Origin of the sequence: Sedimenticola thiotaurini, from assembly GCF_001007875.1 — a bacterium.
GTDB classification, from domain to species: domain Bacteria; phylum Pseudomonadota; class Gammaproteobacteria; order Chromatiales; family Chromatiaceae; genus Sedimenticola; species Sedimenticola thiotaurini.
Genome location: NZ_CP011412.1, coordinates 164,229 through 176,893, shown reverse-complemented (window position 1 = coordinate 176,893; position 12,665 = coordinate 164,229). Strand labels below are relative to the sequence as shown.

Here is a 12,665-nt window from a genome sequence, read left to right as displayed (position 1 = left end):
AACATGACTACTTCACGTCGTAACTTCCTAAAAGGCGCAGCTGTGGCGGGGGGATTGACCACTTTCGGCTTTGGCTACAGCCACACCGCACAACAGCTACTGCGCGGCGCCTGGGCGGGCGATAAACCGGCACACCCGATCAGTGGCAAAGCACCCAGCCCGGAATTCACCGTTGATCCAGAAACCGGTGAATTGAAGGCCAATCCCGATCAGTACATGGCCTATACCATGTGCGAAGGCTGCACCACCATGTGTGGCGTGCGGGTGCGTATCGACAAGAAAGAGAACCAAATCCTGCGGGTCACCGGTAATCCCTATCACATGCTCTCCATCGACGAGCACATTCCCTACAGCACGCCGGTCAAGGAGAGTTTTGTGTCACTCAGCCGTTTCCGGGAGCAGGGCCTGACGGGCCGCTCCACCGCCTGTGGGCGGGGCAATGCGGTATTGAGCAAGATAACCGATCCCAACCGGGTCAGGGTGCCGCTCAAGCGCATTGGCCCGCGCGGCTCCGGCCAGTGGGCACCCATCTCTCCGGAGCAGTTGCTGCAAGAGGTGGTGGAAGGGGGTGATCTGTTTGGAGAGGGCCACGTGGATGGTTTGCGGGCTATCCGGGATCTGCAGACGCCGATCGACCCGGAGAATCCCGAGTTCGGCCCCAGGGCCAACCAGCTGGCGGTCATGTCCTGGTTCAAGAACGGGCGCCTCGGCTTCGCCGCCCGGTTTGCCAAGCAGAGCTTCGGTACGGTCAACTTCACCGGTCACAGCGCCTACTGCGGTATGTCCATGCGGGCTGGTTACGCCGCGCTGCTGGGGAACTGGAAACAGCAACCGCACCTGAAGCCTGACTTCGCCAATGCGGAGTTTCTGCTGTTCATCGGCACCGCTCCCGGCAACGCCGGCAAACCGTTCAAACGGCAGGGCCAGCAGATCGCCAAGGCCCGCAGCAGCGGCAATACAAAGTATGTTGTAGTGGATCCGGTATTGAACAACAGCGACAGCATGGCGGCCGGTGAGAACAGCCGCTGGGTACCCATCAAGCCGAACACTGACGGCGCTTTGGTAATGGGTATGATTCGCTGGATCCTGGAGAACCAGCGTTATGATGAGACATTCCTGCGCCAACCCAACGCCGACGCGGCAAAAGCCGCCGGTGAAGTGAGCTGGTCAAACGCCTCCCATCTGGTGGTGGTGGAATCGGACCATCCGCTTGAGGGACAGTTTCTGCGTGCCAGCGATCTGCAACTCTTCTCTGGAGATGCGGCAAAATCACCCTTTGTGGTAATTGATCAGCAGAGCGGGAAACCGGTCAATCAACAGGAATCCGGACCGGCAGAGCTTTTCTACCAGGGCCGTCTGACCCTCGCCGACGGCAGTAAGGTCAAGGTTAAAACCAGCCTCAGCCTGCTCCGGGAAGAGGCTGAAAAACAGACCCTGGAGGAGTATGCCGCGGACTGTGGCGTACCGGTTTCCACCATAGAGGAACTGGCCCGGGAGTTTACCGCCCATGGCAAGCGATCCGCCGCCGACTGCCATGGTGGCACCATGGGCAGCAATGGCTTCTATACCGCCTATGCCATCGTCATGCTCAATGCCCTGGTTGGCAATATCAATGCAAAAGGGGGCACCAGCGCCGGCGGTGGTCACTTCAGGGAGATCGCCCCCGGCCCACGCTACAACCTGAAGAAGTTCCCGGGTATGGTGAAAGCCCGGGGTGTGGGTCTGGGTCGCCAGGGATTCCCCTATGAAAAGAGCAGCGAATATAAACGCAAGGTTGCGGCCGGCCAGAACCCGTACCCGGCCAGGGCACCCTGGTATTCCCTGTCGTCGGCGGTCGCATCGGAGTTTCTGACCTCCGCCATCAATGGCTACCCCTACCCCCTGAAGGCCTTGATCCTGTGGAGTTCCAATCCACTCTATGGGGTGGCCGGATTGAGACAGCAGGTTCAGACCAAACTGGCGGACCCCGCCACCCTACCCCTGATCGTCTCGATAGATCCGTTCATTAACGAGACCAACACCTATGCCGATTACATCGTTCCCGACTCGGTGCTGTACGAGAGCTGGGGCTGGTCCAGTGTCTGGAGCAATCTGACCAAGGTGAGCACGGCACGCTGGCCAGTGATTGAGCCGGCCCAGGTCAAGGATCAGAATGGCACGCCGGTCTGCATGGAGTGGTTCTTCATCGAGGTGGGCAAACGCCTCGGCCTGCCCGGCTTCGGCAACAACGCCATACAGGCCGCCAGTGGTGAGATACACCCGCTAAACCGTCCGGAGGATTTCTACCTGCGTGCCGCAGCCAATGCCGCCTTCGATGGCAGCATCGTACCGGATGCAGAGATGGAGGAGTTGGAGCTGACCGGTGTGGAGCGACTGATGGATGACCTGAAATCGGTCCTCAAGGCCGATGAATGGAAAAAAGCCGCCTACCTTTACGCCCGCGGCGGCAGATTCGAGGATCTCTCCCGGGCTTACCAGGGGGATGCATTGGCCAGACGATATAATCATACCGTGCAGATTTATGACGAGAAACTGGCCACCACACGCAACAGCATGAGTGGTAAACGCTATATCGGCACACCCACCTGGATTAAACCCTCCCTGGCCGACGGTACGACACTGGAGAGCCAGTTCCCGGCCTCGGCCTGGCCCTACAAGGTGATCAGCACCAAGTCACCCTATATGTCATCCCACACCACCGGCATCCAGAAACTGCAACAGTTTCACCCCTCCAATGCCATCCTTATGCATACGGATGACGCAGCCAAAATCGGTATCGAATCCGGCGACAAGATCCGGGTCATCACGCCGGGCGGCATTATCAAGGGGCCAGCCTTGGTGCGTGACGGTATCCGGCCCGGTGTGCTGGGTATCGAACACGGCTTCGGACACCGGGAGCTGGGGGCGCGCCGGCACCGGATTGGCGATCAGTTTACCCAACCGTCAACACTGGCCGGAATGGGGGTCAATATCAACGACCTGGGCTTTGCCGATCCCCTGCGCGAAGGGGCCTCGGTGCTGGCAGACTGGGTCGTCGGCAGTGCGGCCCGGCAGGGTCTCCCGGCCCGGGTGGAGCCGGCCTGACAAACAGGCCGGAGGGGCAATCCCTCCGGCCTCTCCTCAACTGGCCACAGGCAGACATCAGGACGGTTTGAACCGGCTTGAAATGAGGCTATCGGAGCCGAACCCGTTGGCTCCGATAGCCAACTGTTTTTAACGCCGGCAAAAAAATAGGGGCCCGCAGGCCCCTACTGATGCTCAACCATTCAGCCCATTACATAGCGGCTTTCTTGGCCTCGGCTATCCAGCTATCGAACAGTTCCTGATGACCCTTGATCCAGGCATCGGCATGCCGTTCGATATCGGCAGCGCTCTTCTCACCATCACGCATGCGAAGATTCTGCGCACTGATGTCGTTGTTGCTCAACTGCATGATGGCGAACAGCTTGGCAGCGGCCGGGTTGGCTTCCGCCCAGGCACGATTGGCAATAATGCGCTGGGTATTGGCCTGGAAACCGTAGTTGCTGCCATCCGGCAGGCTGGTATCCACATTCTCACGTGCACCAGGCAGGCTGGAGAACGGTACCTGCAACCAAACCACATCCTTGCCCGGGACCAATACACCACTCACCCAGTAAGGTGTCCAGGTGTAGTAGAAGATCGAGTCACCCTGCTTATAACGGGCAATGGTATCGGCGATGATTGCGCCATAGGAGCCCTGGTTATGGGTAACCGTGTCGCGCAGTCCGTAGGTATCCAGGTGATGCTCAATCACCTTTTCACAACCCCAACCCGGGTTACAACCCGCCAGGTCGGCCTTACCATCACCATTGCTGTCAAACAGCTTGGCAATTTTCGGATCTTTCAGCTGGCCAACATTCTTGATGCCGTACTTGTCTGCCGTCTTCTTATCGATCAGATAACCCTGCAGCGCACCGCCGGAGTATACACCTTCACGATAGAGCTTCTCGTCACCGCCGGCCTTGTTATAGAAATCCACATGCAGCGGATCCCAGTGGTCTGCCAGGAAGGTGCCATCGCCATTGGCGATAGCGATATGTCCGGCAGCGTACTCGATCTCCTTGATCGGTTTTACATCGTAACCGAGTGCCTCGAGCGCTTTCATCACCACCAGAGTCTGGAAAGTCTCTTCCGCAATGGAGCTCTTCAGGGGCTGTACTTCGATACCCTTGCCTGGCAGGTCAGCCGCCTGGGCGGTTCCACCAAGACTGATAACCGCCGCTGCTGCGGACAGTTGTAACATCCTTTTCAATTTGATCAGTTTCATAATTTTCCTCGTTATTCGTACAACAATAAAGGTCCCTGCCGTGCCCTACTTCGGACTCGCTTTGGACTTCCCGGCAGGCTTAAACAGGTTCATGACCAGACCCAGAGGCCCGGTCTGGTACCAGCGCGCTGCCGGTTTGCGGCGTTCCTGCTCACCCATCGACTGGGTAATACGATCCAGCACAATAGCCAGCAGAACGATACCTACTCCACCGACAGCGGCCAGCCCCATATCCAGCCGGCCAATTCCACGCAACACCATCTGCCCCAGTCCACCCACGGCAATCATGGAAGCGATAACTACCATGGAAAGGGCAAGCATCAAGGTCTGGTTCACGCCAGCCATGATGGTCGGCATTGCCAGTGGCAGCTGTACTTTGAACAGCAGCTGTCGGGGTGAGGCGCCGAATGAACGGGTCGCTTCCACCAGGTCAGCCGGTACCTGACGGATGCCCAGATTAGTGAGACGTATCAGGGGTGGCAGAGCAAAAATAATAGTCACCACCACGCCGGGTACATTGCCGATACCAAACAGCATCACCACCGGTACCAGATAGACAAAGGCGGGGGTGGTCTGCATGGCGTCCAGGATCGGCCGGAACGTCGATTCCGCCCGATCGTTTCGGGCCAGCAGAATGCCGGTTGGCAGGCCCAGCAGAATACAGAAAAACACCGACGTGAGTACTAGGGCCAGGGTCACCATGGCTTCCGGCCAGGCGCCTATCAGTCCAATAAAGACCAGGGATGCCATGCTTGCCAACGCCAGTCGGCGACCGCTGACCTGCCACGCAATCAGGCCAAACAGGATAATCATGATGATGGATGGCACCGCCAACAGGGCGGACTCGATACTGGTCAGGGTGGCATCGATGGGCCAACGCACTGCCTGAAACGCGGGCCGGAAATTATCCACCAGCCATTCCAGTCCCTGGTCCACCCAGTGATCCAACGGGATCAGTTTTTGCGCAAACGGATCAAGCCAGTTAAAGGCTTCCTCCGGTGCTGCTGCCTGCTGATTGTTCAACCAATCGCTTGTTGAATCGACAGGCGCCGGAGCCCCGCCACCCCAGGGATTGGCGGCCGCCGCTTCGGATGCCGGTTCAGTCACAGCCGGCGCATTGACTGCAGTGTCACTGCTGCTTGCAGCCGCCCAGGGATTACTACTGTTATCGCTACTCATGGCTCACCTTGCCTGTCTATCTAAAGTTTTAAGCATGGTGGCCTTGCTCACCGCACCAAGATAACGACCATCCGCTGAAACCACCGGCAGTCCATAACCGTGTTGCGCCAGAGGACCAAACAGATCACCCAACGCGGTATCGTGGGAAACCGGTTCAACGTCGGGAATAAAGGCGTTGGTTAAACGGGGTTCATCCTCTTCCAGCTCGCGCTCCAGGCTGTCGACCGACACCACACCTTCGAACCGCTGTCGCCTATCGATCACATAACCGTAATCCCGGTCATGCTGACTGAGACGTTCAAGTGCCGCCCGCACACCCAGACCACCATGTTCAATCACCGTCACCTGGGTTTTCCGGGCAATATCTCCGGCAGTGAACACCGTGGAGACATCCACGCCACGGAAGAAGGAGCGCACATAATCGTCGGCCGGGTTCCGCAGAATCTCATCCGGCGTGCCAACCTGCACGACACGCCCACCCTCCATAATGGCGATACGATCGCCGATGCGGATCGCCTCATCCAGGTCATGGGAGATGAAGATAATGGTACGTTGGTGGGTCTCCTGCAGATTAAGCAACTCATCCTGCATCTCGGATCGAATCAATGGATCAAGCGCTGAAAACGCCTCATCCATCAGCAGTACGGAGGGATCGTTGGCCAACGCCCGGGCCAGCCCGACTCGTTGCTGCATACCACCGGATAGCTCGTGGGGAAAACTGTCGCCCCAGGCATCCAGCCCTACCTGTTGCAGGGCCTGTTCAGCCCGCTCCAGACGTTCATTCAGAGGGGTTCCGCCCAGCTCAAGTCCAAATGCGGCATTCTGCAAAACGGTCAGATGGGGCATCAGGGCGAATGACTGGAACACCATGCTCATGTCCTTGCGGCGCAACTCTCGCAACTGCTCGTCCGACATGGCTGCGATATCCCGACCATCCACCAGCACCTCACCCGCGGTGGGTTCGATCAACCGGTTAAGCAGTCGAACCATGGTCGATTTACCCGAACCGGACAGCCCCATGACAACGAATATCTCCCCTTCCATGACATCGAAAGAGGCATCGTTGACACCAACGGCCTGACCGGTCTTCTCAAACACGGTCTCCTTATCGACACCCTGACGAGCCAGGCGGAGCGCTTCCTTAGTATTTTTTCCAAATATCTTGAACAGATTCTTTACTCGAACCTTGACAGGCGATTGCTGCATATAGAGATCACTTTCTGGATGAGGTGGTTGCATGCTTGTACAAATCGCCACCTGACCAGGAGTAACAACGTCAAGCGACTGAATTGATTAGTAGACTATGTTTATTCCAGCTACCCTGCCGGCCAAACGAATTATGATACGCTTCAAAATTTATTTATTCGGCATACGGCACATACAAAAGTATAACGCATTGATTATAAATCATTTTAAATAATTTTTATTCAACACAATTAAGTTAGAATACTAACAATTTTTGTGCCATCCCGTCAAACAAAGCACCATTCGACAGCACAATTACCATCGACATCAAATGATTTTCCGCACCAAACAGTCCCCTTGAATCGATTTACAACACAATCGATTCTGCCAGTAATTCGCTTGAACTAAGATGGCGACATACCCTTTAAGACGCTGATTTTACGAGCAGAAGGGATTTAAACGGCCAGCAAGTGGTATTTTATTTCCCCTCCAAAAGCAGAAACCGGGATGTGACACAGGGGACTAGTTGCAGAGGAAAGGCCTGCCCTCCATCCTGGCCTTTCCCCCGGGTATCAATTTGGCGGGCACTCTAGAACCAGAATAGAAAGCACATGGTGCGTCAATATCTTTACTGCTTACAGATAAAGTGAACTCATCTACATTGATGGGGACTTTCACTATCGAGTTTTTTACCATCCGTGGCAGATGTTATATAGACAATCTCACCTGGATAAGTGGCACATAACGCGTTACGCATACTGTAGATACCGGTTCCTTCAGCAATCAGATTAAATTGAGTAGCGACCGGATTTCCTTGCTTGTCCACAGCCGTTAACTTATAGATACCTGATGTTGTAATACAGCCTGTCAGTAGAGTTACTAGTACAGGCAACGCAAAGACCCTTATCATCTGAATTCCCTTTCATATTTTAATTAACTACAGTCCTGTAATAGTTAGCTCCTTATGGTAAACACTCTGGTGGGGGATTTTTATACCCTTCCGGATTACATGCAGGGGGGTTAACTGCATGCTTGAGACAATATTGATAGTCCGTTTTTAGCTTGCAGTACCAGCTGTTCAATCTTCGTTCTATGCTGGGTTTCGGTATCTTCGCACCGGGCTGGCAGACAGGCAGATCTTTATGATGGCTCCAAGAGCACTTTTCCTTAAAAGTCCAATTTGATGAAGTAAAACCAGCTTGTTCCATACAAGCATCTGTGATGAGAATGTAATTAATAACATCCCTTTCTTCCTTTAAACCAAAAGCATACTCATACATTTGATATGTAGATGATGGTGATGCATCACCGCACTCCAACAATGCCTTCTTTACATCCAATTCATCGAACCCTGGTTGATTCCACACTTTATATATTGGTGGGGGCGGTTTAAAAGATTTGCTCACACAACCAGACAAGCAAAGTATTAAACAAATACTAAGCACCCTTATCATTTTTGCATTTCTACATTTTTATATTAAGGCTGAACAACCATTGTCGGAGCTTTTCCATAGTTAGGTATACAATCCTTGTTAGCACTACCCGTCCCGTAACAAGTATGAACATTGGCCGCATCAATTAACATTCTCAATCCCTCTCTAAATGAACTACTTCTCTCAGGACGCTTATCATAAGTTGCTGGATTTCTACCGATCCAGCTACCTACAAAATCGTCTGCATGATTCTGCAGCTCGACGCCAGCACTATAACCATCGCGGATAGTGACAAAAATCTTTCGTACTTTTCTTGGCGGTGACTTCGTAGTTACGCAGTAATCGAGTTCTCCAGGTCCTATTTCTCCAGTGCCTCCATCGACAGATAGCGACGGGTTCCCCATTTGGTCCCCGCGATGTGCCTGAGACGGGCCGCCACCAGCATCAGCGCCACCTGCCCGTGGTTGATGGCCGTTCACGGTTAAGCGACTGGGAACTCGATACGATTATCGGCAAAGGCCACAAGCAGGCCATCGTTTCAATCACCAAGCTGCACCAACCCATCGCTGACCGCATTAACACGCTGATCTCCGATAACGACAAGGAATTCGCCGGTCATGAGACCATTGCGAAAGGCCTCAATGCCAGGTTCTTTTTTGCCCATCCGTACGCCTCCTGGGAGCGAGGGTTGAATGGGAACACCAACGGCCTCATTCGCCAGTACTTCCCGAAACACCGGGACTTTACAAGCATCACGCAGGAGGAGATCAACCAAGTCATGGAGGAACTAAACAATCACCCCCGAAAATGTCTTGGAAGAAAAGCGCCTAATCAGGTATTTTTCGGGGTCAACCCGCCTATTGCACTAGTGAGTTGAATCCGCGCTTATTCATAGCTACCTATCCATAGCTATTGCTGGCCTTTACGATAGGCAGTTACACAGTTTTATCTACAGTCCCAACTCTACTTAATAAACGCCGCTATTTTTCCGAGGAATTACCTTTTTGACACTACCTTAGGTCGATAGCCACGCAAGCCGCTTTTACGCCGGAGTTCACGGCTGACGGTGGATTTATAGCACACTAATATCTCGGCTATCTCTGTTTGATTGTGACCTGCTTTCATCTGTTCCTAAATCTGGTATTGCTCTCCTGTACAAGCTGCATGTACATGGTGCTCCTCTAACTTTGGTTGGTGGGGGAAGCTATCTATGCTACCGCTACTTGCCCTCTAACCAACTCTGTCGAGTTGCACTTGGTAATTGAGTTCGCGTTACTCATAAAAGCACATAGTTATCAGTATACCCAATGCGTACTACATACAGTCTTAAAGTGTAACTGGATCAAAAATGATAGTTTGACGCTTGTCCATACTATTTCCTACGATTCCTGTCCAGGGGCTGAATGATCATGCCTGCATGATTTCATCAAACTGTATTTCACCATCTGCTAGTTTGACCAAACGTCTCTCCGTCATTCCTGCTATTCCTAGACCTCCTTCACTGCCGCCACTTGCGTCCGCAAAGCGGATATAAAGTACTCCGTCCATGCACCCGACCCCGGATTGCCCAAGATCCAGCTGTACTTTGCGGTATATAGTATTGCCAGATAACAGACTAACCGTTATTAATGATGGTAATTGTTCTATCTCAATGAATGCAGTGGAAAAAAACTGTTCTAACTCTTTTTCGTATATGTGCCTTGAAATACGGGCGGGAGCAATACCTTTTCCAATAGTTTTATCCTCTGTTGAAGAATTTCGTGCTAGTTCCCGTTGCACAGGGTATGGACGTTCCAATATGAGTTTTGACCTTGGAATCAGTTGCCCTCCATATTTTGGGGCCCGCACAAATGGCGCTTCGTCCTTAGTCGTTGGTAACACAGACGTAAAAAATCTTCTGTCTCCTGCATATTTTCCAGTCAATAACGGGCACTCTGCCGTCGATAGTTCTTCCGGGTCCCATTTAATAGAATCATAAAATATTTCATACTGAGATACGCACCCATTCAATAGAGCCGCACTTAGACAATAAGAAAACTGCTTTACACCCCTCATAAGCCTTCCTTACCTATAGCTATTAATAGAGTATTCCATACTTCCGGAGGTAGCAGTGCACTTAATGTAATTTGTAGCCGTAGCGAGGATATAAAGGACCCATTATGGCAAACACTCCGGCGGGGGATTTTTATACCCTTCCGGATTACATGCAGGGGGGTTAACTGCATGCTTGAGACAATATTGATAGTCCGTTTTTAGCTTGCAGTACCAGCTGTTCAATCTTCGTTCTATGCTGGGTTTCGGAATCTTCGCACCGGGCTGGCAGGACGATAAATACCTTCTCTCTGGATATCTCATACAACTTTCGTACGAACTAACATGTTTACTAGTATATCCAGATAGCTCCATACATTTATTCGTCGTTATATAATAATTTAATCGTTCATCATCATATAAACCGTATGCTAGCCGATACATTTCAATAGTTGGATCAGGAGAAGGTTTACCACACTCTAACATAGCCTTCTTAACGTCCAATTCACTCTTGCCAGGTTTTGACCAAAACATATAACTGGGAGCTACTGGCTGAAACGATTTCGCACATGACATCAGAAGCAGGCTTATACTCGACAACAAATAAACATAGGTCAAAACACCGTGCTTATGCTGCATTCTTAAAATGCGATGACCATCATCCCGTTTATCACTCATACTGGTAGTCCCATATTAGCCATGAAAAGTAGGTGCTTAACTATTTGTTGATCTGAAAAGAATCAATGATCATCGCCATATTTTTTATTCTGCCAATCGAATACCACCACCCGCCTGCCGATTAATTGCTCGCTTCAGCAAGCCGGATATCACCGACTTTACCCGTCACTATTACCAGCCGCAGCACACCATCGGTGAGTTCCTGGCTGGGAGCCAGTACCCGGGTGGTTATCAGGCCGGCATCAATCAACAGATTCTGCATGTGGGTCATCAACAGATGAATGCCCCGGGTACCCAGGCATTTTCCTACCGCCCGTTGCCGCAATTTTTCTACCAATCGCTGGATGCGACGATTCCCACCGTCCAGATCTACAGTGGAGATGGGGAAACAGGGTGACTCCAGGGGAAAGTGGATAACCTTTTTGCGTCTGACAGAGCGCCGGCGGATCTCTGGTGGCTCTGGCTGCAGACGTGTTTCCAGGGCCTCACGACGCTGCTGCTGATGTAGCTCTTCCTGGGCAAACGACGTTGTAGTGACAGGGTCAGCAGCCGCGGTCAGGCTGATCAGCCCCAAAACGGGAAGTGACAATCTCAGATGCCAAATGATACGAATACCAGACACCAGAATCCTCCTGATTCCGACAAAATCCGCACGATTCCAAACCCAAAGCACAGCAACGGGAGCGGATAAGTAAAGAATATTGTGAGATCTAAGAGCGAACGGGGTTTGGGTTAAGACGGATGGCTCAATGCAGTATTGATCCGTCAACACTCTGAGTAAGATGAATTATATTCATAAACCCTATTAAGTAAAGGTTTTTATTTCTTCCCCTGATAACCCTCACAAAATCAGTCGCAAAAATGCGAAACAGATTCAACTTCTCCGACAGGCCCTGTTTTCCGGCCATCCACTGGGCTCACCTGCCTGAATGCAGTCCTGGAAGGGCCCCGCTTCCATCGCCAGCTAAGCCATTGGCCCGAACGAGCGCTGCTATACTCAGGCCAGGCGCCATGCATCTTTCCAGTGCCAACCCTTTCAACTGGAGGTAAGCCATGAGTCACACAATATTGAGCACCTATGCCAACCATCGGAAACTCGTCCAGGTTGAGGAGATTACCAGTGAACACCCCTGGCGCTGGTTGGTGGCGGGCTGGCAGGATCTCAAGCAGACACCGGCAACCAGTATCGGCTACGGCGCACTGATCACCATCATCAGCTACCTGGTGACCCTGGTCACGGTGCTGTCCGGGCTGTTCTACCTGATACCCGTGCTGCTCGGAGGATTTTTCCTGGTGGCACCGGCGCTTGGCCTGGGTCTGTACGAGATCAGCCGCCGTAACGAACTGGGTGAACCTGCAAATATCCTGCACACATGGCGGGCCATCCGTGATCACAGCTTCGCTGTCAGTACCATGGGTGCTGCCATGGCGATCTGTTTCGTCGCCTGGTTTCTCACTGCCAGTCTGATTTTCATGTTGATGAGTAGAGGGTTTACACCCAATCTGGAAAACGCCCTTCCTTACCTGTTTTCACTGGAAAACCAGCCCATGTTGGCGGTCGGGACCCTGGTTGGTGGCTGCTTCGCTGTGGGAGTGTTCTCCATCAGCGTGGTGTCCGTGCCGTTGTTGCTGGATCGGGAGGATGTGGATGTGATGAGCGCCATGCGCATCAGTTACCAGGCGTTTCGCTTTAACCTGGTGCCCCTGCTGGCCTGGGCGGGGCTGATCGTATTGGTAATCATGGCGGGTTTTCTGACGCTTTACGTCGGGCTTGCCATAGGGTTTCCGGTTGTGGCACATGCCTCCTGGCACGCTTACAGAGATATGATCAGGCGGTAGTCCCGGCTGACAACAACCCGGACCAGCAGTTG

Annotated in this window: 8 protein-coding genes; 3 read left to right on the top strand and 5 right to left on the bottom strand. The window is 52.7% G+C overall.

Annotation, left to right across the window (positions count from 1 at the left end; genetic code table 11):
* The first annotated feature begins 3 nt into the window (after positions 1-3).
* Entirely contained in the window at positions 4-3,084 is a 3,081-nt protein-coding gene (locus tag AAY24_RS00790; protein WP_046858061.1) for a molybdopterin dinucleotide binding domain-containing protein, read from the top strand.
* A gap of 190 nt (positions 3,085-3,274) precedes the next feature.
* On the opposite strand, the gene proX is transcribed toward AAY24_RS00790, so the two are convergent.
* Genes proX through proV form a run of 3 tightly spaced genes read right to left on the bottom strand, consistent with a single transcriptional unit; the run spans position 3,275 to position 6,673 of the window.
* Positions 3,275-4,288 (bottom strand): glycine betaine/L-proline ABC transporter substrate-binding protein ProX, encoded by a 1,014-nt coding sequence (gene proX, locus AAY24_RS00785; protein WP_046858060.1) that lies wholly within the window; start codon positions 4,286-4,288, stop codon positions 3,275-3,277.
* A gap of 45 nt (positions 4,289-4,333) precedes the next feature.
* Positions 4,334-5,467 carry a glycine betaine/L-proline ABC transporter permease ProW gene (proW, locus tag AAY24_RS00780; RefSeq protein WP_046858059.1) on the bottom strand — a complete coding sequence of 378 codons (1,134 nt, stop codon included), beginning with the start codon at positions 5,465-5,467 and terminating at the stop codon, positions 4,334-4,336.
* Positions 5,468-5,470: 3 nt separating this feature from the next.
* Positions 5,471-6,673 carry a glycine betaine/L-proline ABC transporter ATP-binding protein ProV gene (gene proV, locus AAY24_RS00775; RefSeq protein ID WP_046858058.1) on the bottom strand — a complete coding sequence of 401 codons (1,203 nt, stop codon included), beginning with the start codon at positions 6,671-6,673 and terminating at the stop codon, positions 5,471-5,473.
* A 1,830-nt stretch (positions 6,674-8,503) separates the two neighbouring features.
* Here proV and AAY24_RS00770 point away from each other — a divergent pair.
* Entirely contained in the window at positions 8,504-8,962 is a 459-nt protein-coding gene (locus AAY24_RS00770) for an IS30 family transposase (protein WP_199930439.1), read from the top strand.
* Positions 8,963-9,492: 530 nt separating this feature from the next.
* Here AAY24_RS00770 and AAY24_RS19055 read toward each other — a convergent pair.
* Positions 9,493-10,140, bottom strand: coding sequence for a hypothetical protein (locus AAY24_RS19055; protein ID WP_199930438.1), 648 nt, complete (start codon positions 10,138-10,140; stop codon positions 9,493-9,495).
* Between the two features lie 775 nt (positions 10,141-10,915).
* Entirely contained in the window at positions 10,916-11,416 is a 501-nt protein-coding gene (locus AAY24_RS00765) for a POTRA domain-containing protein (RefSeq protein ID WP_046858056.1), read from the bottom strand.
* Between the two features lie 431 nt (positions 11,417-11,847).
* Here AAY24_RS00765 and AAY24_RS00760 point away from each other — a divergent pair, with 431 nt between their 5' ends.
* A complete protein-coding gene (locus AAY24_RS00760; protein WP_046858055.1) occupies positions 11,848-12,633 on the top strand; it encodes a DUF2189 domain-containing protein in 786 nt (261 codons plus the stop codon).
* The last annotated feature ends 32 nt before the right edge of the window (positions 12,634-12,665 follow it).